This is a genomic window from Blautia wexlerae DSM 19850, assembly GCF_025148125.1.
Classification (GTDB): Bacteria; Bacillota; Clostridia; order Lachnospirales; family Lachnospiraceae; genus Blautia_A; species Blautia_A wexlerae.
Window position 1 is genome coordinate 4,099,156 of the sequence record NZ_CP102267.1, and the last position, 25,271, is coordinate 4,124,426.

Below are 25,271 nucleotides of genomic sequence, written 5' to 3' on the forward strand. Positions count from 1 at the left end.
TTACAATAATAATTACGAAAGGAAAACCGCAATGAATAAAAAGCCAAATGAAAAACCTATTTTTCTCTATATAGTGATCGGCATACTGACTGTTGCAGTGATTGCACTGGCAGCTGTTTCATTTTTATCACTGAACCATCTCGTCACACTACAGCAAAAAGTACAGACACTCTCCAAAACCGTAGAGGAGATTTCCACTGATGCAAATACCCTTATCAGTCAGGCAGATCAGTTAGATGAATTAAGAGAACAGGAAAGTTCTGTCAAGGCAGCCACCGGAGAAACATCTCCTGCACAGTCAGAATCCGCTGAACCATCTTCAGAACCCGAACAACAGAACGGAACACTTTCCCCTTCCTCCAACAACACATTTACCGACAACACTGATTCCAGCATGGACAATCTCCTGAAACAGGTACAGTCCCTGCTGCCGGCTGATAACGGAACCTGGTCCGTCTATGTCTGCAACCTGTCGAAAGATTCTGAAGGCATGATCAACGATACTCCCATGCAGGCAGCAAGCCTGATCAAACTGTATATTATGGGAGCTGTATACGAAAACTACGATACCCTCTCCCAGTCTCACAACGGAGACGAAATTGACAGTAATATTTCAGCCATGATCACTGTCAGTGATAATGATGCTGCCAACACTCTGGTAAACTGGCTTGGAAACGGCGATGACTCTGCAGGCATGGCAAAAGTAAATGGCTTCTGCCAGGAACATGGTTTCACCAGCACCCAGATGAACCGCCTGCTTCTCGCAGGTAAAGAAAACGGCGACAACTATACATCCGTCAAAGACTGTGGAACCTTTTTAAAGCAGATATACCAGACTGTCAATGGAACCCTTCCCGCTTCTACCCTTCCAAACGCAGATGCAATGTATTATCACTTAAAAATGCAGCAGCGTAAAAACAAGATCCCTGCACAACTTCCAGAAGGCGTCGGTACTGCCAATAAGACCGGCGAACTTGACACTGTAGAAAATGATGCAGCGATCATCTATGATACAGCCAAAGGAATTGATCTTGTAGTATGCTTTATGTCACAGGATCTTACTGATACCGGTGCAGCCCAAAGCACCATTGCTGCAGATGCACGTGCTATCTACGGATACTATAATGAATAAACACACTCTTCTGAATCTACAGTCTATCCAGATAATTGTCATAAATCAGACAGATATTCGCAACCTACGCAGGGGACTTACTTGATTCGGTTAAAAGAAGGAGGCACATCCCTTAACGGGTTGTGCCTCCTTCTGCAAATTCAACAGGAAGAATCGTCAATGTCTCAATCTCTTCCCCTTTTATTTTCTTTAATAAAAGTTCCACAGCCTTTCGTGCCATATCCGGCACCGGCTGTACAATTGTTGATACCATTATGCCTCTTCAGCTTCCCCCTCTTCATAGGACTTCTCCCATATCTCCGAAAATACTGCCAGCGGACAGTCTGTGAGAAGGCACATGAGAAGGAAACATTCGTATGGATTTACTATGTATATCTCTCCCATTCCACATCGAAGCAGAATATCCTGAATCTCATCCAGAAAATGCTTGTATCTGTTAAAAGGATCATCATCCTCCATTTCCTGGGATACGATAAAGAATTCCAGTGTGATCAGGTCAAAGCGCTCCACCGGGAGTTTGTGGCTTAAAATATTTGTAATCCTCTGCCTGCTGAAACGCTTCTGGCTGAAATGCTTTGCCAGAATGGAGGCAGACATTTTCTTCAGATTGCCCATTTTGTTGATGGGGATTCCGCTGCAGATTACTTTTTCCACATCAGAAGGTGTAATTCTTTCTGCTGTCCACACCTTATCCCCACCTTTTTCCTCTTCATCATGCTGATACAGTCCGGCAATAATCTGCTTCGCATGATATAAAAGCTTTGTAAACTCCTGAAATGCCTGACTTTTCTCAGATATGGGATCTACTCTTTTTGATTTCAGTCGGGCAAGATAATCGATCAGTTTCTCCTCCGTATCAAGGCACAGGTTGCTTCCGTATAAAACCTGAGTATTTTCCACTTCCACAGGAGCGAGTATCTCATATTTTTTTTCAATTCCTCTGCTTTATGATAACCCTGCTGCGTACTGTAACAATACCAGTAGATCACCTCGTCCGGATTGTAAAAATCAAAATCCTGTTCTTTCAGTACTCTTGTCAGGAAATCCGACACATCCTCTGTGGTCATTTTCAACCCAAACCCCAGAAGAAAAACAGTTTCTCTTTTTACAGATGCCTGATTCAGCCAGTTATTCACCAGTGCCGACAACTTGGTAGAGGTAGGATTCATAGATTTGGGCGTATAGGTTTCCTTAAAGGAATCTACTACGATCTCCTTATACACTTCCTGTGGAACCTCCGAGAAGGGTTCTTCCAGCTCTGCCCTTTCATAAATATATCTCTTCAGATGGTCGCCAAAGGACACCAGTTCCATCTCTTTATATAAATAGTGGAAAATAACATCCGCATCTTCGTCTTCAAAACTGTCCAGGCTTACCACCTGCCGAAATCTCTGTGCCGCCCTTCTGGTAAATTCATACTCCTGTACTTTATCAAACGCAACATTCTGTTCAAAATCCAGATCCTGCATACGGTTCTTCATGCTGCCCCACCTCTCATTTTTTATCTTTCAGATTTTTCATCCATTCTTTCATTCTGCGGACTGTATCCAGCTTCTGTACTTCACAGAGCACGATCGTCACATTATCTCTCCCACCTTTTTGGAGAGCATTTTTAAGAAGATCATTTACAATCTCCGGGATTTCCATATCCTGTGACAGAATCGCCTCTATCTCACTGTCCGAAAGCATATCTGTTACTCCATCTGAACACAGAAGATATCTGTATCCCTCCTTATGCTCGATTTCTGTCACAGAAGGTTCCAGTCTCTGCAGCTCTTCAGGAAGTCCAAGATACTGGGTTAACGGGGCTTTCCCAACTGCCGTACCACCAAAAACATGGTCTGTGGAAATCTGCTGAAGCTTACCGCCATCCATAAAATAAATCCTGCTGTCCCCAAGATTGCAGGCAAACATAGACTCTGGTGTAAAGAGGAGCATTGCCATTGTGCTTCCCATGCTCCAAATATGATGATCTGTTCCATATCTGCATACTGCCTGATTCATCTTCTCACATACATCGTCTATAAAATCTTCCGGCATATCCCTCAGCATTCTTTTATTCGCATTATAAAATTTTCCAAATTCTTCTGATGCAAGAAAGGCTGCAATCTCGCCGCAGCTTTCTCCTCCCATACCGTCAAATACCGCCATTGCCGGTGCTCTGTTACCCGAAATAATCTTTGAGCAGATACCCTTTGTTCCTTCATTGTTCACCGGAAGGGATTCCCCAAAACACCAGAAATTATCTTCATTATTTGCCCGGATATTTCCTGTATGGCAGGTATATGCACATTCAATCTGATACATTGCCATTATCTGTCTTTGTTCCTTCTCCCTTCAATGCTTTCAATGAATTGTTCCAGTATTTCTCGCCACGTTTCACGAATTCCTCATTATCTTTTTCGTTATCGTGACACTTTCCATTGGAATCGATCCATCTTATCAGTTCGCCGTCGTTATAATAATAATATTCTGAAGTTTCATCATACCAGATATATGCAAAGAATAACTTCTCTCCCCAGTAGAAATATTCTTCATAAACTCCATCTCCGGATTCTGCCGGATAGACCAGAGCTTTCATGCATTCACTCTCAATATCCAGATTTCCATCTGCCTGCTGAGTGGTCTTTACCCTTCTCAGATATCGCAGAACAGCTCCTTCTGTTCCAACCCAGTCGTAACTGTTCAGATTATCTGTGATAGTTGTTGCCTGCTCCTTGATCGTATCCAGAGCCTTGGAGAAATCTTTGGATCCGGATTTTGTGGAGCTGTATTTCTCATCATCCAGAATTGCGATCGGATTATCCTCCTGTCCTTCCTGAGCATGATCTGTACTTACTCTGTAATAGACGGCGGCCATCATAAGTATCGCTGTACCTGCCACAATTGCAAGCAATGCCCTGCGCAGCAGCTGTTTCTTCCTGCGTCTTCGCTTTCTGGCTTCCACAGCACGCGCAGATCTTATCGCAACTGTTTCTGATGGCGTTTCCTGTGGCTGTATTTTCTGTTCTGCTACAACTGACATTGTTTCTTTATCTGTAAAGCCGCTCGCCGGAACATTGTTTACAGCACGTTTTCTTTTTGCAGTATTCTGAAAATCTGATGTTTTTTTATTTCCCTGGGTATTCTGTACCGACGTATTCTGCACTGTACTTTTTCGTACATTTTCAGCATCTGATGTAACATTCTGTGCTGCTCTGCCGTTCTGTGCAATTGCACTATATGATTCTGTTTTATCCGTTCCTGCTTTCTGAACACCGTTTTGTAACTGCCGGATTCTGCCAGATCTTCCATTTTTCAGATCATCCAACGCACTATAAAGCTCCTCCGGTGTCTGATATCTCTGTGCAGGATCATAAGCACAGGCCTTCATGATAATACGGGCAAACTGTGTTCCTGCATCCACAGGTGCACTCATCTGCTCTCCTGCAACACGCTTATTTAATGCATTTTCCTTATCCCTGTAAGTGATAAACTGTTTTTCCAGACTCATAAATGGCAGTCTGTTATGATTCACCAGCCTGTACAGCACAATCCCAAGAGAATAAATATCTACCCTGCTGTCATATTTCTCACCTTTATACATCTCAGGCGCCATATAAGAGTAAGTACCTTTCTTGGAAAATCCGCTCATGGTTCGCTCAAGTTCACGTGCAATTCCGAAATCTCCAAGCTTAAAATCGCCAAATCTGGATACAAAAATATTCTCCGGCTTGATATCCCTGTGAATGATCTTAAGTTTCCGGCAATATTCCAGTGCCTTACTCAAATCCATTCCCAGCTTTATTACCTCTTTCTCAGTAAGCTGCTTTTCCGCACAGTAATCCATAAAACTTGTCAGATATTCCATCCTTATGGAAATCTCCCATCCAATGACATCCAGATATTCCATAACCTTAAAATCTTCTACAGAGACAATGTAAGAGTTTCCTCGAAAGTATTCCATGGTACTGATTTCCTGAATACATTCCTCAACCAGATTCTGAAAATACTGTCTTGTGGACTGCTCATCCCCTGTTTCAGAACGTACGCTGTTCAACTCGCTCTGGCTTCCGGGTATATTGATGATCTTGATAGCAGAATAGAAAGATTTTCCACGTTCTGTTCTCTGTGCCTTATACACCTTTCCAAAAGAGCCTTCGCCGATTTTCTCTATGATTTTCCATTCCGGCCATGCTGAAACCGGAAGTTCTTTATCCATATTGCACCTCCATTTCTGTTCAATTTCTATTTCCTTCCCTGTCCCGGTCAATGCTTTTTACAAGCTGTTACCGGAAACAAAAATGTATATTTATCATAACTGTAAAAATACTTCACAGTTCATTACCTGCTCATAATGTACTGGTATTATAACACAAAAAGCAGTTTCTTTGTATTTTTCTCTTTTTTCGGCAATGGAATGTTCCGGAAAATAAAAGAGAACTACCTCGCCGGCAAAATCTGTCGGCACAGATAGTTCTCTTGTGAATTCATATCAAATCAGTCCGGATAAGTTATCTACTCCGTTGAATCATTCGTTGTCTTCTGCATCGTCTGAAGCCTGATCATCAGCTTCGTCTTCAGCAGCCTCTTCTTCATCAGATTCTTCAACATCGAATTCTTCGTCTTCCGGAAGTTCTTCATCCATTGTGATCATCTCATCATCTTTGATTTCTTCATCTTCCGTAAGTTCTTCGGCTATATCTTCAACCTTTACTTCCGGTTCAGGCATTGTGCTGTTGAGTCTTACATCTCTGTAGCGTTTCATACCGGTACCTGCAGGAATCAGTTTACCGATGATTACGTTCTCTTTCAGACCGATCAGCGGGTCAACTTTACCCTTGATAGCGGCTTCAGTCAGAACTTTAGTTGTTTCCTGGAAGGAAGCGGCTGACAGGAAGGAGTTTGTAGCAAGAGATGCCTTGGTAATACCAAGCATAACCTGTTTTCCATCTGCAGGCTGTTTGCCTTCTTTTTCCATCTGCTCGTTAACGTCCTCGTATTCAAGGAAGTCAACCAGTGTTCCAGGAAGGAATTCTGTATCCCCGTTATCTTCGATACGGATTTTCTTCAGCATCTGACGAACAATAACTTCGATATGCTTATCGCTGATCTCAACACCCTGGAGACGATATACACGCTGTACTTCACGGATCATATAATCCTGAACTGCACGTACACCCTTAATTCTCAGGATATCATGCGGATTTACGCTACCTTCTGTAAGTTCATCACCTGCTTCAAGGATCTGTCCGTCTGTGATCTTGATACGGGATCCGTATGGAATAAGGTAAGTCTTGGATTCTCCTATTTCCTGATCTGTAACGATAACTTCACGTTTCTTCTTAGTGTCATTGATAACAGCAACACCAGGAATCTCTGTGATGATGGCAAGACCTTTCGGCTTTCTTGCCTCAAAAAGCTCCTCGACACGAGGAAGACCCTGTGTGATATCTCCACCGGCAACACCACCACTGTGGAAAGTACGCATGGTAAGCTGTGTACCTGGCTCACCGATAGACTGAGCAGCGATGATACCGACAGATTCACCAACCTGTACCGGCTCGCCGGTTGCAAGGTTCGCACCGTAACATTTCGCACAGATACCAACTTTACATTTACATGTAAGGATTGTACGGATCTTAACTTTCTCGATAGATCCGCCTGTCTGGTTGTCCACGCCTTCTTTCATGATGCGGGCAGCACGTTTCGGTGTGATCATATGGTTGGCTTTTACGATAACTTCGCCATCTTTATTCTTAATTGTCTCACAGGAGAAACGACCTGTGATACGCTCCTGAAGTCCTTCGATCTCTTCTTTACCATCTACAAAAGATTCTACATACATACCTGAGATCTCATCTCTGTTTTCACAGCAGTCTGTCTCACGTACGATCAGATCCTGAGAAACGTCAACCATACGTCTTGTCAGGTAACCTGAATCGGCTGTACGAAGAGCTGTATCGGACATACCTTTACGTGCTCCATGTGCAGACATGAAGTATTCCAGTACGTCAAGACCTTCACGGAAGTTTGACTTGATAGGCAGCTCGATGGTGTGACCGGTTGTATCGGCCATCAGTCCTCGCATACCTGCAAGCTGTTTGATCTGTTTATCGGAACCACGGGCACCGGAGTCAGCCATCATGAAGATGTTGTTGTATTTATCAAGACCGGTCAGCAGAGCATGTGTAAGCTCATCGTCAGTCTTCTTCCATGTATCAACAACTTCTTTGTAACGCTCTTCCTCGGTGATAAGACCACGTTTATAGTTCTTTGTGATAAGGTCTACAGTATCCTGAGCCTGTTTGATCATTTCCGGTTTCTGAGGCGGAACTGTCATATCGGCAATGGCAACAGTCATGGCTGCACGTGTGGAATATTTGTAACCTGTAGCTTTGATCGCATCAAGAACCTCAGCAGTCTTTGTAGCACCGTGAGTATTGATAACTTTTTCAAGAATCTGTTTCAGCTGTTTCTTGGCTACCAGGAAGTCAACCTCAAGAAGAAGTTCATTTCCCGGAACACTTCTGTCTACGAAACCAAGATCCTGTGGAAGGATTTCGTTAAACAGGAAACGTCCAAGTGTAGATTCTACTGTACCGGTCAGAACGGATCCGTCCGGCATTGTCTTGCTGCAGCGAACATGGATTCTGGACTGCAGTGTGATTACTTTATTCTCATAAGCAAGGATTGCTTCGTTTACGCTCTTGAAGAACTTGCCTTCACCCTTGTTTCCAGGTCTTTCCTGAGTCAGATAGTAGATACCAAGTACCATATCCTGTGAAGGAACGGCTACAGGACCACCATCAGAAGGTTTCAGCAGGTTGTTCGGTGATAACAGAAGGAAACGGCACTCTGCCTGTGCTTCCTGTGAAAGCGGAAGATGTACGGCCATCTGGTCACCATCGAAGTCAGCGTTGAATGCGGTACAAACCAGCGGATGCAGTTTGATCGCTTTACCTTCTACAAGGATCGGTTCGAATGCCTGGATACCAAGACGATGCAGTGTAGGTGCTCGGTTCAGCATAACCGGATGTTCTTTGATAACATCCTCCAGAACATCCCATACAGCAGGCTCCAGCTTCTCAACCATTTTCTTGGCGTTCTTAATGTTGTGTGAAGTTCCGTTGGCAACAAGCTCTTTCATAACGAAAGGTTTGAACAGCTCAATGGCCATCTCTTTCGGAAGACCACACTGATAAATCTTAAGTTCCGGTCCTACAACGATAACGGAACGTCCGGAATAGTCAACTCGTTTACCGAGAAGGTTCTGACGGAAACGTCCGGATTTACCTTTCAGCATATCAGAAAGGGATTTCAGGGCTCTGTTTCCAGGACCTGTTACAGGACGTCCGCGACGACCGTTGTCGATCAGGGCATCAACAGCTTCCTGAAGCATACGTTTCTCGTTACGAACGATAATATCCGGTGCGCCTAATTCCAGAAGTCTCTTCAGACGGTTGTTACGGTTGATGATTCTTCTGTAAAGGTCATTTAAGTCAGATGTAGCGAAACGTCCTCCATCCAGCTGAACCATAGGACGAAGATCCGGCGGGATTACAGGGATCACTGTCATGATCATCCACTCAGGACGGTTTCCTGACTCGCGGAAGGATTCTACAACTTCCAGACGTTTGATGATTCTGGCACGTTTCTGGCCTGTAGCATCTTTTAATTCTTTTTTCAGTTCAACAGAATCTTTCTCAAGATCAATTGCCTCAAGAAGCTCTTTGATGGATTCTGCACCCATACCTACGCGGAAATCATATCCATAAGCCTCACGTGCATCCTGATATTCTCTCTCTGTAAGTACCTGTTTGTACTGGAGTCCGGAATTAGCCGGATCCAGTACGATATAGTTAGCAAAGTAAAGAACTTTCTCCAGAGTTCTCGGAGAAATGTCAAGGATCAGTCCCATACGGGACGGAATTCCTTTGAAATACCAGATGTGGGATACCGGAGCAGCCAGCTCGATATGTCCCATACGCTCTCTACGTACAGAGGATTTGGTAACTTCTACACCACATCTGTCGCAGACAACGCCTTTATAGCGAATCTTTTTGTACTTTCCACAGTGGCACTCCCAGTCCTTGCTCGGTCCAAAGATTCTTTCACAGAAAAGTCCGTCTTTCTCCGGCTTTAAGGTACGGTAGTTGATGGTCTCAGGTTTTAAAACCTCGCCTCTTGACCACTCTCTGATTTTCTCAGGGGACGCCAGTCCGATTTTGATGGCATCGAAAGTCATTGGCTGATATGTTTCATTGGCGTTAGTTGTTTCTGCCATGTATTCTTTCCCCTTTCTTACTCTTCGTCATTGTCTTCAAGAGCCTCATCCAGCTCAATGAAGTCATCCTCATCTTCATCCTCGTCAATGTCAACGAGTTCTTCTCCGTCAAACTCCTGCTTTGTATAGCCATGTTTGCCGTAGTCTTCTTCTCTGTCGTGATGTCTTCTGGAATCTCCCTCGATGACAGAACGAAGGTCTGTGTCACCGTAATCTACAGATTCAAGAAGATGTACTTCTGTATTGTCATCCTTGAGTACCTTCACATCCAGACCAAGAGACTGAAGTTCTTTTAAGAGAACCTTGAAGGATTCCGGAATACCCGGCTCAGGAATATTGTCACCCTTGATGATTGCTTCGTATGTCTTAACACGTCCAACAACATCATCGGATTTTACTGTCAGGATTTCCTGCAGTGTGTAAGATGCACCGTATGCTTCCAGTGCCCAAACCTCCATCTCACCGAAACGCTGTCCACCGAACTGTGCTTTACCACCCAGTGGCTGCTGTGTTACCAGAGAGTAAGGACCTGTAGAACGTGCATGGATCTTATCATCAACCAGATGGTGCAGCTTCAGATAGTGCATGTGACCAATTGTTACAGGACTGTCGAAGTACTCTCCTGTACGGCCGTCACGCAGACGCACTTTACCGTCTCTGGAGATCGGAACACCCTTCCACAGTGCTCTGTGGGCTTTGTTCTCATCCAGATACTGCATTACATCCGGTGCTAAAATGTCTTTGTATTTCTCGCGGAACTCTTCAAAGTCTTCTGTGTTTACATAGTCGTTTGCAAGTTCCAGTGTATCCTGGATATCATGCTCGTTTGCACCCTGGAAAATAGGAGTTGCAACGTTGAATCCAAGTGCTTTCGCAGCAAGACTTAAGTGAATCTCCAGGACCTGTCCGATATTCATTCGGGAAGGCACACCCAGAGGATTCAGCACGATATCAAGAGGACGTCCGTTCGGAAGGAATGGCATATCTTCAACAGGAAGTACACGGGAAACAACACCCTTGTTACCATGACGTCCGGCCATCTTATCACCAACGGAAATCTTTCTCTTCTGTGCGATGTAGATACGTACGGACTGGTTAACACCAGGTGACATCTCATCGCCGTTCTCTCTTGTAAATACCTTGGCATCTACGATAATACCGTATTCACCGTGAGGTACTTTCAGAGAAGTATCACGTACTTCACGTGCTTTCTCACCAAAGATCGCACGAAGAAGTCTCTCTTCTGCCGTAAGCTCTGTCTCTCCCTTAGGAGTAACTTTACCAACAAGGATATCGCCGGCACGTACTTCAGCACCGATACGGATAATACCACGCTCATCCAGATCCTTCAGAGCGTCATCACCCACGCCAGGAACATCACGTGTGATCTCTTCCGGTCCCAGTTTGGTATCACGGGCTTCACATTCATATTCTTCAATATGAACAGATGTATAAACATCGTCCATAACAAGTCTTTCACTGAGGAGTACCGCATCCTCGTAGTTATAACCTTCCCATGTCATGAATCCGATCAGCGGGTTCTTACCAAGAGCAAGTTCTCCGTTTGCTGTGGAAGGACCATCTGCGATAACCTGTCCTGCCTCTACGTGCTCACCCTGGAATACGATTGGTTTCTGGTTATAACAGTTACTCTGGTTACTTCTCAGATATTTAGTCAGATGGTAATCATCTTTTGTACCATCATCATTCTTAATGCTGATATCTGTAGATGTGGAACGAAGTACAGTACCGGATTTCTTTGCAACTACGCAGACACCGGAGTCAACTGCTGTCTTCACTTCCATACCAGTACCAACTGCCGGAGCCTCTGTTGTCAGAAGCGGCACAGCCTGACGCTGCATGTTTGATCCCATCAGCGCACGGTTGGCATCGTCGTTCTGCAGGAACGGGATCAGGGCAGTAGCGACGGAGAATACCATACGAGGAGATACGTCCATGTAATCAAACATATGACGCTCATACTCCTGAGTCTCTTCACGGAAACGGCCGGATACATTCTTATGAATGAAATGTCCTTCTTCGTCCAGAGGCTCATTCGCCTGTGCTACATGGTAATTATCCTCTTCATCAGCAGTCATATATACAACCTCATCTGTTACACGAGGATTCTTAGGATCTGCTTTGTCGATCTTGCGGTATGGTGCCTCAATAAATCCGTACTGATTGATTCTTGCATAAGATGCAAGAGAGTTGATCAGACCGATGTTAGGACCTTCAGGTGTCTCGACAGGGCACATTCTTCCGTAATGGGAGTAATGGACATCTCGAACCTCGAATCCGGCTCTGTCTCGTGACAGACCGCCAGGTCCCAGGGCGGAAAGACGTCTCTTGTGTGTCAGCTCACCAAGAGGGTTGTTCTGATCCATAAACTGTGACAGCTGGGAAGAACCGAAGAACTCTTTCACTGCTGCAGTTACAGGTTTAATATTGATCAGGGACTGTGGAGAAATATTCTCTGTATCCTGAGTTGTCATTCTCTCACGAACCACACGTTCCAGTCTGGAAAGACCGATTCTGTACTGGTTCTGAAGCAGCTCACCTACCGCACGTATACGACGGTTGCCCAGGTGGTCGATATCATCGGCATTGCCAAGGCCATATTCCAGATGCATATTGTAGTTAATAGAAGCAAAGATGTCTTCTTTTGTGATATGCTTCGGGATCAGATCATGGATATCTCTGTGGATTGCTGCAATCCTGTCTTCTAATGTATCATTTTCTTCCAGAATGTTTTCGAGAACAGGGTAGTATACTGCTTCTGTAACACCGATGCTCTTTGGATCTTCGATTTCCGGAAGATAGTGGCGGATATCAACCATTAAGTTAGAAAGAACCTTGATTCTACGGTCTTCCTCGCCAAGGATCCATACATATGGAACAGCGCTGTTCTGGATGGTATTTGCCATTTCTTTTGTCACAACAGTTCCTTCTTCTGCCAGGATTTCGCCTGTAGAAGCATCAACAACATCCTCAGCCAGTCTGTGACCAACGATTCTTCTGTTGAGGTGGAGCTTCTTGTTAAATTTATAACGTCCAACTTTCGCAAGGTCATATCTTCTCGGATCAAAGAACATTGCATTGATAAGGCTCTCCGCACTCTCAACTGCAAGCGGCTCACCCGGACGGATTTTCTTGTATAATTCAAGAAGACCTTCCTGATAGTTGGTGGATGTATCCTTTGTAAAACTTGCAAGGATCTTTGGCTCTTCACCGAAGAGATCAATAATCTCTGCATTGCTTCCTACACCAAGTGCTCGGATCAGAACAGTGATCGGAACCTTTCTTGTTCTGTCAACACGTACATAGAAAACATCATTAGAGTCTGTCTCATATTCCAGCCATGCACCTCTGTTCGGGATAACAGTACTGGAGAACAGTCTCTTACCAAGTTTATCATGCGCTATTGCGTAATAGATTCCAGGGGAACGTACTAACTGGCTGACAATTACTCGTTCTGCACCATTGATGACAAAGGTACCTGTAACAGTCATGATCGGTAAATCTCCCATGAAAATCTCGTGTTCGTTGATTTCCTCTGTTTCTTTGTTAATCAGTCTCACTCGAACCTTCAAAGGTGCGGCGTAAGTTGCGTCACGTTCTTTACACTGTTCGATAGTATATTTCGCATCCTTCTCGTCAAATGTAAAGTCGATGAATTCCAGGCTGAGCTTTCCGCTGTAGTCCGCGATCGGAGAAATATCATCAAAGACTTCCCTAAGTCCTTCATCAAGAAACCATTTATAAGAATCCCTCTGGACTTCGATCAGGTTTGGCATTTCCAGGACTTCTTCTTGTCTCTGGTAGCTCATACGCATGCTTTTTCCAGTTTTTACAGAACGAATTCTGTTTTTTTCCATTGACGTTTCACCCCTGTTTTTTCTTTAAATTTATTATAACTTGACCCTTTTTGCCAAAAGACATAAAGGCACATCTTGCCATAATATAGCATTCTTCACTATAGCACAGCAAGTTGCGCCTGTCAATCACTTTTTTGATATTTTTTTAATTTTTTCAAATAATTGCAACAGTCGCTATTTCGTTACTGTGAACGGAGCGAACAGTAACGCTATTTCTTCGGGATTTTACTGTTTCTTACATGGATACGATTTGAATATCCATTTTCTTCAAAACGATTGCCTTTATAACTGCTGATATGAGAACGGATAAATTCCGCCGCATATCCTCTGTTGCCGCGGAAGGAATTTCCGTCTGCCGAAATCCCCTTTGATCCGGCAATGCGCAGACCTGATTTTTTATTGGAACCACAGACATTTCCCTGCACAGAAGAATGATTGCTTCTTATATTGAGTTCAATTCCATTGATCGCATTTTCAGAAACAAAATTATCCGCTACCATTGCTGACTCACATCTCTGCAGAAGAATTCCTCTTGCCTTATTTTTAAAACTGTAATTGCCATCAACCACACTCTTATCAATACATTTTACAAGTATGCCATTTGCCGCACTGGTACTGACTCTGTTGTGTTCAATACGGCTTCCTGCTGCAAGCCCTGAAGCCAGAATCCCATCTTTCATAAATCCGGAGACTGTATTTCCGTAAATCCGGCAGATTTTCTGTGAAGCCTCTGTTCCGACTGCATAAATCCCATATCCGTTTCCGCCGGAAAGATTGTTATAGGAAACTCTGATATTGCTTCCCTTGGCAACACTGATCCCCATATTGTTGTAGGTATGACTATCAGAAAGTCTGACTGTGTTCCCCCTGCATGAACAGTCTTCTGCAAGGGAAAATTTAATTCCGTCGCAATTTCCGCTGATCGTATTATTTCTGGCTGTAACTCCGCGAATAATATATCTTCCCGCCGGAATTCCATTGGTCGTCGGATTTGCTGTATTCTCAGGATCATCATCTTCAGAAGGAATAGTTTCTCCTGCTGAGCCCAGAGATACCTCGCCTGTGATCCAGATTCCATATCCATTCCATTGTTTGCCATCTATTACGGTTGGTTCCAGAACTGTGATCTGATTATCAGCGATCAGAATATTCTCTGCGTACTGATTTCCCTCCGGAGATACTTCCTGACCGCTGACAGTATGTGCATTTCTGGTATAAACAGAACGCACATAAACACCACCGCCCACATTTGTCATGGTATTTCCCGTCACAACCGTATCCTGATAATTCAGGCACCATATTGCTCTCTTTTTCAGATTATTAAACCGGTTGTTACTGATCGTGATATTTTTATACGGTTTATCAAACATCATGCTGTGGCTTCCAATGCCGGCAAATACATCTTCAAAGGTATTATCCTTTATCACAATGTTCTCACAGACACTTCCGTCATATGGAAGATATCCCGGGAAAATTCTCGGCATACAGGCATCCAGCTGGATACATTCCTGTCCGCCGCCTGTAAACTCTTTCCAGTAGCCCCTGAACGTACATCCTGTAATTTCTGCATTCTTCACTCCTGCAAGTTCCAGAAAATGCGATTTAAGGTTATTAAGAAATGTAACATTCTTCACTGTAACATTCGTAGCATGACCGATCCTAAAACCTACAAACCCTCCAGGTCCCCCCTTGTCTTCCACACATTCATAGTTTGAATCCCAGGTTCCGCCATCGATAGTTATATTACGGTATCCCTCGTATCCGCCTGCAGATTTCTTTGTATCGCCAAGACGGAGCAGGATTTCTTTTCGCGGTGAAGTCTTTGTTATCGTGGCACCCTCTGCATATAGATAGATATTGCTGTACATATGCAAAGTTCCCGTAAGTGTATAATTTCCGGGTGGCACGATAACTTTGCACTGCTTTTCATCCGTTGCCTTGTCCCTGGCCTGTGCCAGCAGTGTATTTAACTTTACAGTAATATCCTCTCCATCCTGCACATTCAGCACAAGTTCCTGCATATTTTCGCGGAACTGATCCGCATCCTCCGCAGAAAAAGTTTCAACGTCTCCATCACTGAAACCGTCGTCATCCCCAAATTCATTCTCTTCAGTTTTCTCTGCCGACTGCGTATCCGGTATTGACACATCTCCAAAAGTCTCTGAATCTTCTGATGAATCTTCAAACATCTGTCCTTCTTCCAGTTCAGCCGCCTGTACCTTTACACCTGCATATGGAGTCAGGCAAAGCTGGGCTGCAATGATGATACCAAATATGACTGCCGTTTTTCTTTTCATCATAGTCTGTAATCCTCCGGCTCTGTAAAAAAAGCAGGAATACCAGTGGCATTCCTGCTTGCAAATCTTCTATATATAATAGGAAGATAATTATTTAAGATTAACCTTAGCGCCTTCAGCTTCAAGTTTTGTTTTGATATCTTCAGCTTCTGCTTTGGATGCGCCTTCTTTAACAACCTTAGGAGCTCCGTCAACCATTTCTTTAGCTTCTTTAAGACCTAAGCCAGTTACTTCACGAACAACTTTGATAACTTTAACTTTGTTTGGTCCAACTTCTGCAAGTTCTACATCGAACTCATCTTTCTCTTCTGCTGCTTCTGCTGCTCCAGCTGCTGCTACTACAACACCTGCTGCTGCGGATACACCAAACTCTTCTTCACAAGCTTTTACTAAGTCGTTTAATTCTAATACAGATAATTCTTTGATTGCTGCAATAAATTCTTCTGTTGTTAATTTTGCCATTTTAAATTCCCTCCATATAATATTATTTAATTCGGTAACTCTTCAGCATCCTCGTGGATGGTGATTTTCGAATAGTTACTAGATTCGTTTTATGCCTCTGGCATCAAAAATTATTCAGCTGCTGCTTCAGAGCCGTTTTTCTCAGCGATCTGATTAAGCACACGAGCGAAGTTTGTAATCGGAGACTGGATGCTTCCAAGCAGTTTGCCGAGAAGTTCTTCTCTGGACGGGATTCCAGCCAGTGCCTGAATACCTGCCTGATCGTTGTAGTTTCCTTCAACGATACCTGCAACTAATTCTAAAGCCGGTGCTTTCTTTGCGAATTTATCAAGGATTCTTGCAGGAGCAGTTGCGTCTGTAGCAGAGATTGCTATAGCGTTTGTTCCATGTAAGTGCTGGATAAGTTCTTCGCACTGAGTACCTTCGAATGCACGATGCATCATTGTGTTTTTGTATACTTTGTATACAACACCAGCTTCTCTTAATTCCTTACGTAAAGCAGTATCCTGTTCAACTGTAAGACCGCTGTAGTTAACAAGTACTACAGATTCTGCATCTTTCACGTTGTTGATAATTTCGTCTACGATTGGTTGTTTAAGTTCTACTTTTGCCATGAAATGGTACACCTCCTTATAGATTTTGTATACCGCTGCAAATGAGTAAATAAAAAGCCTTACTGTCTGGCAGTAGGGCTTGCGTAATCTTACATAAAAATATAAAGAATACTTAGTCCTCGGTAGGCGTTTACAACTTATGCCTTGCGGCACCTACTGTCTTCGGCAGCGTTCTGGTATAAGATAGCATATGAGATTTGGGTTGTCAAGAGGTTTTTTCGGTTTTTTGTTGATTTTTTCATTAAGGGACGCGTAAGCAGGATTCTCTTTTGGGGTTCAGTTTCGGGAGCAGGAACTCTAAGGCCTGCAAAATCTGCTAAGTGCATGAAAAAAGAAGGCAAAACTCGCCTGCGGCTCAGACAGTTGCCTTCTTTTTTCATAACGCAGATTCCGCAGGCCTAAGAGTTGCTACACTCCCTACAAGATTCACCCCAAAAGAGAATCCTGCATACGCTGGTAGTTGGAAAATTGTCGTTACTGTTCACACACCACTGTCCCGCGAGGTGTTTTGTCATGAATATGCCAAAATCCCGAGACATACAAGCCAAAATTCCATTGCCGCAGGCAATCTGGAATGAATTTGGGCTACGTTACTGTGAACGGAGTGAACAGTAATAAATTGTCAGTATATCATAAAACAACTTTCTGCTATATTGATGCAGGGTGAGTTCTTCATATGCGCAGTATAGTATAGTACAGTATAGGTATAAGATGTAACGAATCACGTTATTCTTATATTGTGCCAAAGATACGATCTCCGGCATCTCCAAGACCTGGGCAGATGTAGGCGTGATCATTTAATTCACGATCAAGATGTCCACAGTAAATCTGAACATCCGGATGTGCTTCGTGGAGACGTTTGAGCCCTTCAGGGGCTGCGATGATGCACATGAATTTAATGTTTTTTCCGCCCTGTTTTTTGACAAAGTCAACGGCTGCTTCTGCGGAGCCACCGGTTGCGAGCATTGGATCTACGATCACTGAAATTCGTTCATCAATTGCTTCCGGGAGTTTGCAGTAGTATTCGTGTGGTTCATGGGTTACAGGATCACGATAGAGTCCTACATGGCCTACTTTTGCAGATGGCACAAGTGTGAGAATACTGTTTACCATTCCAAGGCCTGCGCGGAGCACAGGGATAATCGCCAGTTTTTTCCCTGAAATCATTGGTGTCATGCAGGTTTCAATAGGGGTTTCTACTTCTACATTTTCTACAGGAAGATCCCGGAGAGCTTCGTATCCCATGAGGATTCCAATCTCTTCTACTAATTTACGGAATTCATTTGTTCCTGTGTTTTTGTTTCTCAGCATGGATATTTTATGCTGGATCAGCGGATGGTTCATAATATAAACGTTTTCCATTATCTTAATTCCTCGCTTAGTTGAATATTTGTTACTTTTTATAAATTCTACATCTGCTTACGTACAATGCGGTATTCGTCACCCATCTTGAAGTATGGACACTGATTGAAGTTTCCGGTGATGAACTTCACCATTTCATCTTCGTCAAGATTTATTTCACAGGTGTAGCATTCATAGTCGTCATCATAACTGTAGTTTACACAATATTCGCAGTTTACTGCATCGGACATTATTTACTCCTCTCTTTGTTTCCGGCATATTTCATTTCTATCCGGTATCTCCTTTTGGATTTTTTATGTTGCCTTTGTACCTGTGCAAAGTTTGCTGTTTCTGATATACTATGGTGTTAGGATCAAAAGATATTTCTTCCCTGAACTATTGCTTATAGCAATTCCATAAAATAACTATGAGGTTACATTTATGATATTATATCATATATCTGCAAAAAAATTAATAACACGCTGTACTTTTTCAATGCTCGCAGCATCTCTTATATTATGTCCGGCTGTTTTTTCCGGATGTTCGGCAAAAACGGAAAATGTCAAAAATACGGATGCCAGTTCTCAGGATCCCATCTCTGCCACTGCGATCAAACTGAATACTGCAGTTACGGTCACTATCTATGATTCTCAGGACAGAGAGCTGCTTACAGAATGCATGAATCTTTGTGACAAGTATGAGAAAATATTCAGCCGCACCGCAGATGACAGTGAATTATATCAGTTAAACCATCGGGAACTTACACCTGTGAAGGGGACAGAGGATACTTATCAGGTGTCGGCTTCTCTGGCGGAGCTGGTTTCTAAGGGACTTGATTATTCTGTATTATCTGAGGGTGCATTTGATATTGCTATTGAACCGCTGACTTCTCTGTGGGATTTTACTGCTGAAAATCCAAAAGTGCCCAAGGACAGTCTGATCCGGGCAGCACTGCCCAAATGTAATTATCACAATATCTCTGTTGATACAGATAAAAATGAGATTACATTAAAGACAGACGATACTGCAATCGAACTCGGTGCCATTGCCAAGGGTTATATCGCAGATCGCCTGAAGGATTATCTGGTTTCTCAGAATGTAAAAAGTGCGATCATCAATCTTGGCGGAAATGTTCTCTGTATTGGCGAAAAAACAGACAATTCTGCTTTTAAGATCGGGATCCAGAAACCATTTGCAGACCGAAGCGAAACTATTGCTGTTATGGACATCAGGGATAAGTCAGTGGTTTCCTCAGGAATTTATGAGAGATGCTTTGAACAAGATGGCACTTTGTATCATCACCTGCTCAATCCTAAAACCGGCTATCCTTATGATAACGGGCTGATTGCAGTTACCATTATTTCCGATCAGTCTGTGGATGGGGATGCGCTGAGCACGACCTGCTTTGCTCTTGGTCTGGAGGATGGCATGAAACTGGCCGAGTCTCTGGACGATGTACAAGCATTTTTCGTAACTTCTGATTATGAGATTCACTATACCAGAGATTTCCAGAAAAAAATCAAAGTTACGGAAACAGAATAAATCTGTCTCTGATGACTTAAATTGAAAAAACAGAAATATAAATCAACAATTATTAACTGGTGTTTTGACTTAATCAATAGATTTTGATTTTCAAGTCATACAATCCACACTAATTTCTTGACCTAATTTGCAATTTGTAAATTTCCAGTCAAATATTTTTGCCTGTTCGCTTGACTTAATTTGTTATTCTATAAAATCTCAGTCAACATACTGTTAATTATTTCATGACTTATATGAAACTTTTTTTGATTTAAGTCAATATTGTACATAGCTGACAAAAGTCCCCTGCTTATTGCTTTTCGCAACCTCCGCAGGGGACTTACCCTATTCAGTTAAACTTATCACTCAGCCTGACAGTTCTTCTGACGATTATTCATTTTTAGGATAATAAGCGGGAATCCTCGGCAATTCAATTACCGATGAAAGCGCAAACTGTGCATATCTGCACTCATAATAAATAAAAATAACAAAATGATTTTCATTCAATTTCTCCCTTCTCCTCCCTATAAAAAGCTGTATCCAGCATTATAAAAAAGAAAATATGTTCGATATTTTATTGCGAAATTTTTGATATCATGGTATACTATATGCATGAAAGAAAATCTTATACATTACCGCACTTGTGTGTGTAATATTAATTACCATATGGTATGGTCAGTGAAATACCGGCGGAAGATATTAAATGCGGAGGTCGAGGCATATCTGCAGGAACTGGTGCAGGAGATCGCAGAAGATAAGGGCTTTACGATCCATCTGTTTGAATGTGGGGAAGGAGACCATGTACACTGTTTTGTGTCAGCCCCTCCGAAATTATCCATAACTGCGATCGTGAAATACCTGAAGGGGATCTCCGGCAGGAAGCTTTTCGAACGTTTTCCGGAAATAAGAAACCAGCTTTGGAAAGGGGAGCTGTGGAACCATTCCTATTATGTGGAAACGGTCGGATCTGTATCGGAAGAAAATATCCGCAGGTATATCGAACATCAGAGCAAAGCTTACTGATACGATGGAGGAGAGGAAATGCTGCTGTCAAAGAAAACATCCATAAAGGTCAGCCGGGAATATGCGAACCTCATCGGGCATATGTGCTATGCAGCATCCAAGCTCTGGAATGTCTGTAATTACGAGCGTCAGCATTACAAAGAAACAGGGATGGAGCAGTATCCTGACTGGTACTATCAGAAAAAAGCCCATAAAGAGGATCTGTGGTATAAACAGCTCCCGTCCCAGACTGCCCAGGAAGTCTGCAGGCTGCTGGACAAGGCATGGAAGTCTTTCTATGCCCTGAAAAGATCCGGGGGGATCGAGACTCCCAGACCGCCGCGGTTTAAGCAGGAAAGTATCCCCATTACCTATATGCAGATGGGGATCGTGCATGAGCGGGATACGGACAGAGTCCGCCTGTCCCTTCCAAAGACATTAAAAAAATATATGGAAGAAACATATCAGATCCATGAAAACTTTCTTTACCTTGAAAATAAGATTTTCAGGGGCATGGACCAGATCAAACAGCTGCGGATCTATCCGCCGGAGAAGGGAAGCTGTAAAATTATTGTTGTTTATGAGGTCCCTGACCAGGAAGAACTTCCACAGAACGGACATGAACTGTCTATTGATCTGGGGCTTCACAACCTTATGACGTGTTATGATTCTGAAAATGGGAATACGTTTATTCTGGGCAGGAAGTATCTTGGATTGGAAAGATATTTCCATAAGGAGATCGCAAGGGTGCAGGCCCAGTGGTATGGACAGCAGTCCGGAAAGGGAGTCAAACATCCGACCACATCAAAACATATCAGGAAGTTATATAAGAGAAAACATGATTCAGTAACGGATTATCTGCACAAGGTCACAAGGTATCTTGCAGAATACTGCCGGGAACAGGGGATCACCTGTGTCATTGCAGGGGATATCCGGAATATCCGGAGAGAAAAAGACCTGGGACACAGGACAAACCAGAAGCTTCACAGCCTGCCGTATAACAGGATCTACATCATGCTGGAATATAAGCTGAAAAGATATGGGATCCGTTTTGTAAAACAGGAAGAAAGTTATACCAGCCAGTGCAGCCCACTGTCACCGGAAGTAGGGAAAAGATATGCAGAGCCGTCCAAACGGAAAGAGAGAGGGTTGTACAGAGATGGAAACAGAACCTATAACGCAGATGCCGTAGGCGCATATAATATCCTGAGAAAATATCACTCCGTATCCGGAGTAAAAAGAGAACTGTCCGTAACCGGACTGAAAACACCGGAAATAATAAAAGTAGCTGTATAACTCTAAAGAGCAAACAGTAGTGGTGTCATGGATGCACCCTGAAAAAAGGCGGTATCCCGCCTTAATTCAGATGCTCTGGTAACTCAGTTGCCGAGTAATTCACTCTGCTATATACTGATTGCATTCAAACACTTGCAATCCATATAGGATTTCACTGATTCAGTCAGAATCTCACTCCACATCAAATTTCTCCAGGCTTTCCAGTCTTGCTCTGTATTTGGAGTCATAGGCATCTGTAAACGAAGCCTCTTTCTTCATTTTTTCGAGAGCTGCTGCTGCTTTTTTAACTGTCTGGATAGTACCGGCACCTGCTACACAGCCGCCCGGACATGCCATTCCTTCCAAAAGATATCCATTATATTTACCAATCTTGGCCATCTGGAGCATCTTCTTACAGTTCTGCAGACCTTCTGCATTCATTACCTTTACTTCCCGATCAGGATCAATACGCTTCACCGCATGGACAACCGCTTCTGCCACACCACCGCTGACTGCGAAACCTCTTCCGTCAGCACTGGCATGAAACAGTGGTTCTCCTTCCGGAATATCTTTCCAGTCCACGCCTTTGGCATCAAACATTCCTGCTACTTCCTCGAAGGTCAGCACAAAATCCACATAGCTGCGGATACTCTTACGGCTGGCTTCCAGCTTCTTGGCTGCACAGGGACCTACGAAAACGATCTTACAATCTGGTTCCTTCTGCTTGATCAGCCTTGCAGTGAGAACCATAGGTGTCAGTGCCATAGAGATACATTTCGCCTGTTCCGGGAATAATTTCTTAGCCATCATAGACCAGGACGGACAACAGGATGTAGCCATGAAAGGAAGTTTCTCAGGAACTTCTTCCAAAAAGTCCTTTGCCTCCTCCACTGTGCACAGATCTGCACCGACGGCAACCTCTCTTACATCTGTAAAGCCAAGTGCCTGAAATGCTCCCCGTATCTTATTATTCTCCATACCCGGAAACTGGCCTGCAATGGCAGGCGCCACGATTGCATACACCGGTGTTTCACTTTTTAATGCCATAATAGTCTGGAAAATCTGTCCTTTGTCTACAATAGCACTGAACGGACAACTTACCAGACATTGTCCGCAGGATACACATTTATCCTGATCAATCTCTGCTCTTCCATATTCATCAGAGCCAATAGCATTCATACCACATGCCTTTGAACATGGACGTTCCTGTTTGATGATTGCATTATACGGACAGGCTTCCAGACACTTTCCGCATTTGATACAGGCATCTTCATCAATATGGGATCTGCCGCCTTCCATATGCACTGCTTTCTTTGGACAGACTTCCACACAGGGATGCTCCAGGCACCCCTGACAGCCCTCTGTGATCATTACCCTTTTTTCAGGGCAGGAATTACAGGCAAACTTGATCACATTGATAAGCGGCGGTTCATAATACTTTTCCTCAATAACGCTGGCCTCCACACCTTTGGAAATTGGCGCATGCTCTGTAACCTTTCTCAGTGACATCCCCATTGCAACGCGAAGTCTCTCACCAACTACCGCTCTTTCCAGAAAAATACTGTCACGATAAGTCGCAATTTCACCGGGTACGATCTTGTAGGGAAGCTCTTCCAGCATCTCCGGAGACTGGCCTTCATATGCCATCCTCGCAATTTCTGTAAAAATTTTGTGTCTGATTTCTGTTTTGGATGAATACAGTCCTCTCATTTTTTCCTCCTGATTTTCGATTCGGATAACTGTACGGCAATCCAATGCAGGGACACCGAACAATTTCCATTTATAATTTCATCACTGCTGCAATCAGCACACTCATTTTTCCTCCTGCTGAACTTTCAGCCACTTCACAGAGAAACGAAATTCCGCTCATTTCCGTTTCCTTATCTGCATATCATATCACCAAATGCTTCCAGGCTCAACACAACATCAGAATTTTCGCTGAATTGTCGCCCCCGAAGTTGCTGTTCATATGTTGTTATCCCCAGATTCCACTCATCTGTTCCTCCAGATGGTCCAAGATATAATTATAAATATCTACGGACACACTGTCCGGATAGTGGGTTCCGTCTACGGTGGAAAATCCCTCAGATACCAGATGGGAATATACGTCTATGTAGGTAACTCCACTCAGGCTTGCCTGCATTGCCGCGTTAAAACTTTCAATCTCCGCATTACTGCAATAGGGATCATTCTGCACCGGACCTACAGACACGAAATAAGTCTGCGCTCCTCTGTTCCCCCATTCAGCAGCTTTGGAATTAATATAACTGATGTAGTCATTGACATGATAAAGATCATTAACACCCATCAGGATAATAACCGCTGTATTGTCCTCAATCTGATCTTCTACCTGCGGCACTCCTGTAGATACCATCCAGTCATATCCCATAGAAGAAAGACAGGACCAAATGCTGTCATCGTTTACCGCATCCCTCAATCCCTCTGTTCTGGAATCTCCGATAAATACCAGTTTATCTGCGGAGATAGTGTCCGGATGGTCTGGCTTGCTTAAAGTTCCCTGGTCTGCCGGATTCTGTTTATCTGTCTCAGTTTCCTGCTCCGGTGTTGGAGTAGATGCAGGTATTGGTGTTGCTTCAGGTTTTTGTGTCAGTGCCGATTTGGATTTCGGTGCCGGCGGACCTGCCACTTCTGCCCCATGGACATCTGAAAACATACAGACAGCTGCAATACATGCGGTTAATACGATTTGTCCGGTTCTATATTTTTTCGTAAATATCATTCCCTTCTGCAGTAATACTTACGTTACTTTTCACATATCTCAACTCCCTGGAGTGTGTTGCTGTGAACAGTAACATACTTACATCCCAGGCAGCATATCCGGCCATGAGAGGATTTCTCCGGAAATAATTTCCTCGTAATCTCCTTCAATATCCTGGCTTCTGCCTGCTTCGAACACGTTTGTCTCCGCTCCCCAGACACGATCTTCATATTCCCATATATGGAATCTCAGACCGCGAAACATAAAGTCGATGCTTCCGCATCCATTTTCCTCTGTATATTCATAATGAATTTTCTTTGTTTTTAACGCTTCCTGTACTTTTTCCAAACGCATAAAATACCTCCTGATTATCTGTACAGTACCTTCTGTAATATAATACAGATAACTTTCACTGTAAAAAAATGTTCTCGTGTACACCCATCAAAAGTCAAACAGATATTCGCAATCCGCTTCGCTACACAGCTCTACATATGCTCTTAATCCTGACGCCATTATACAAAACGAATTATATCATACTCTGCTGCATAATATGTAATCTGAATGCCACTTCACAATTGCCCATTCTACATTCTGATCGATATTCACTCATCTTTATTTCTGTCTTTTCTTCGTTGGTATCGCCAGGATGATGATTGTAGCAATTACAAACAAAGTTCCAAGCATCATCTCTTTTTTTGGTTTTGTTTACTTTCATTGTTCGTTTGCATATTTCTGTTATCTTTCCTGTCTGTATTATTATGGAT

Annotated in this window: 20 protein-coding genes and 1 other annotated feature; of the genes, 4 read left to right on the top strand and 16 right to left on the bottom strand. The window is 43.3% G+C overall.

The annotated features are described in order from the left end of the window. Nucleotides 1–31: 31 nt before the first annotated feature. The gene (locus NQ550_RS18950) at nt 32–1,132 is read left to right on the top strand and encodes a serine hydrolase (protein WP_025580220.1); all 1,101 of its coding nucleotides are present in this window, start codon (nt 32–34) and stop codon (nt 1,130–1,132) included. A gap of 112 nt (nt 1,133–1,244) precedes the next feature. On the opposite strand, the gene NQ550_RS18955 is transcribed toward NQ550_RS18950, so the two are convergent. The 12 genes from NQ550_RS18955 to NQ550_RS19010 form a co-directional block, all read right to left on the bottom strand. After that, a complete protein-coding gene (locus tag NQ550_RS18955) occupies nt 1,245–1,385 on the bottom strand; it encodes a hypothetical protein (RefSeq protein WP_154108133.1) in 141 nt (46 codons plus the stop codon). After that, a complete protein-coding gene (locus tag NQ550_RS18960; RefSeq protein ID WP_259838458.1) occupies nt 1,385–2,038 on the bottom strand; it encodes a hypothetical protein in 654 nt (217 codons plus the stop codon). The genes NQ550_RS18955 and NQ550_RS18960 overlap by 1 nt, the downstream gene beginning before the upstream one ends. Continuing rightward, a complete protein-coding gene (locus NQ550_RS18965) occupies nt 1,972–2,613 on the bottom strand; it encodes a hypothetical protein (RefSeq protein WP_259838461.1) in 642 nt (213 codons plus the stop codon). Before NQ550_RS18965 ends, NQ550_RS18960 begins: the two co-directional genes overlap by 67 nt. Nucleotides 2,614–2,626: 13 nt before the next feature. After that, nucleotides 2,627–3,445 (bottom strand): PP2C family protein-serine/threonine phosphatase, encoded by an 819-nt coding sequence (locus NQ550_RS18970; protein WP_025580224.1) that lies wholly within the window; start codon nt 3,443–3,445, stop codon nt 2,627–2,629. Next, the gene (locus NQ550_RS18975; protein ID WP_025580225.1) at nt 3,426–5,333 is read right to left on the bottom strand and encodes a serine/threonine-protein kinase; all 1,908 of its coding nucleotides are present in this window, start codon (nt 5,331–5,333) and stop codon (nt 3,426–3,428) included. Before NQ550_RS18975 ends, NQ550_RS18970 begins: the two co-directional genes overlap by 20 nt. Nucleotides 5,334–5,642: 309 nt before the next feature. After that, complete coding sequence (gene rpoC / locus NQ550_RS18980) at nt 5,643–9,398, bottom strand: DNA-directed RNA polymerase subunit beta' (protein ID WP_025580226.1); 3,756 nt, start codon at nt 9,396–9,398, stop codon at nt 5,643–5,645. A gap of 17 nt (nt 9,399–9,415) precedes the next feature. Further along, nucleotides 9,416–13,276, bottom strand: a complete 3,861-nt coding sequence (gene rpoB / locus NQ550_RS18985) for a DNA-directed RNA polymerase subunit beta (protein WP_025580227.1) — start codon at nt 13,274–13,276, stop codon at nt 9,416–9,418. A 209-nt stretch (nt 13,277–13,485) separates the two neighbouring features. After that, nucleotides 13,486–15,576: a right-handed parallel beta-helix repeat-containing protein gene (locus NQ550_RS18990; protein WP_025580228.1), complete on the bottom strand. Its 2,091-nt coding sequence runs from the start codon at nt 15,574–15,576 to the stop codon at nt 13,486–13,488. Between the two features lie 87 nt (nt 15,577–15,663). Further along, nucleotides 15,664–16,035: a 50S ribosomal protein L7/L12 gene (rplL, locus tag NQ550_RS18995; RefSeq protein ID WP_008705176.1), complete on the bottom strand. Its 372-nt coding sequence runs from the start codon at nt 16,033–16,035 to the stop codon at nt 15,664–15,666. Nucleotides 16,036–16,145: 110 nt separating this feature from the next. Further along, the gene (rplJ, locus tag NQ550_RS19000) at nt 16,146–16,649 is read right to left on the bottom strand and encodes a 50S ribosomal protein L10 (protein WP_025580230.1); all 504 of its coding nucleotides are present in this window, start codon (nt 16,647–16,649) and stop codon (nt 16,146–16,148) included. Nucleotides 16,650–16,690: 41 nt separating this feature from the next. Continuing rightward, nucleotides 16,691–16,833: a sequence feature (ribosomal protein L10 leader region), on the bottom strand. Nucleotides 16,834–17,381: 548 nt separating this feature from the next. Then, complete coding sequence (gene upp / locus NQ550_RS19005; protein ID WP_025580233.1) at nt 17,382–18,011, bottom strand: uracil phosphoribosyltransferase; 630 nt, start codon at nt 18,009–18,011, stop codon at nt 17,382–17,384. Between the two features lie 47 nt (nt 18,012–18,058). After that, nucleotides 18,059–18,241 carry a DUF6472 family protein gene (locus NQ550_RS19010; protein ID WP_008705180.1) on the bottom strand — a complete coding sequence of 61 codons (183 nt, stop codon included), beginning with the start codon at nt 18,239–18,241 and terminating at the stop codon, nt 18,059–18,061. Nucleotides 18,242–18,485: 244 nt separating this feature from the next. Here NQ550_RS19010 and NQ550_RS19015 point away from each other — a divergent pair, with 244 nt between their 5' ends. From NQ550_RS19015 to NQ550_RS19025, 3 genes are all read left to right on the top strand, one after another. Then, nucleotides 18,486–19,532 carry an FAD:protein FMN transferase gene (locus NQ550_RS19015; protein ID WP_081703288.1) on the top strand — a complete coding sequence of 349 codons (1,047 nt, stop codon included), beginning with the start codon at nt 18,486–18,488 and terminating at the stop codon, nt 19,530–19,532. Between the two features lie 591 nt (nt 19,533–20,123). Further along, complete coding sequence (tnpA, locus tag NQ550_RS19020; RefSeq protein ID WP_025580237.1) at nt 20,124–20,534, top strand: IS200/IS605 family transposase; 411 nt, start codon at nt 20,124–20,126, stop codon at nt 20,532–20,534. An 18-nt stretch (nt 20,535–20,552) separates the two neighbouring features. Beyond that, nucleotides 20,553–21,809: an RNA-guided endonuclease InsQ/TnpB family protein gene (locus NQ550_RS19025; protein ID WP_259838470.1), complete on the top strand. Its 1,257-nt coding sequence runs from the start codon at nt 20,553–20,555 to the stop codon at nt 21,807–21,809. A gap of 171 nt (nt 21,810–21,980) precedes the next feature. Here NQ550_RS19025 and NQ550_RS19030 read toward each other — a convergent pair whose 3' ends face one another. From NQ550_RS19030 to NQ550_RS19045, 4 genes are all read right to left on the bottom strand, one after another. After that, complete coding sequence (locus NQ550_RS19030) at nt 21,981–23,498, bottom strand: 4Fe-4S dicluster domain-containing protein (protein ID WP_022380573.1); 1,518 nt, start codon at nt 23,496–23,498, stop codon at nt 21,981–21,983. Nucleotides 23,499–23,763: 265 nt separating this feature from the next. Then, complete coding sequence (locus tag NQ550_RS19035) at nt 23,764–24,528, bottom strand: SGNH/GDSL hydrolase family protein (RefSeq protein ID WP_022380571.1); 765 nt, start codon at nt 24,526–24,528, stop codon at nt 23,764–23,766. Between the two features lie 78 nt (nt 24,529–24,606). Further along, on the bottom strand, nt 24,607–24,861 hold the full coding sequence (locus tag NQ550_RS19040) for a hypothetical protein (protein ID WP_008705184.1): 255 nt from the start codon (nt 24,859–24,861) through the stop codon (nt 24,607–24,609). 172 nt (nt 24,862–25,033) lie between these two features. After that, nucleotides 25,034–25,222 (bottom strand): hypothetical protein, encoded by a 189-nt coding sequence (locus NQ550_RS19045; RefSeq protein ID WP_259838474.1) that lies wholly within the window; start codon nt 25,220–25,222, stop codon nt 25,034–25,036. Between the last annotated feature and the right edge of the window lie 49 nt (nt 25,223–25,271).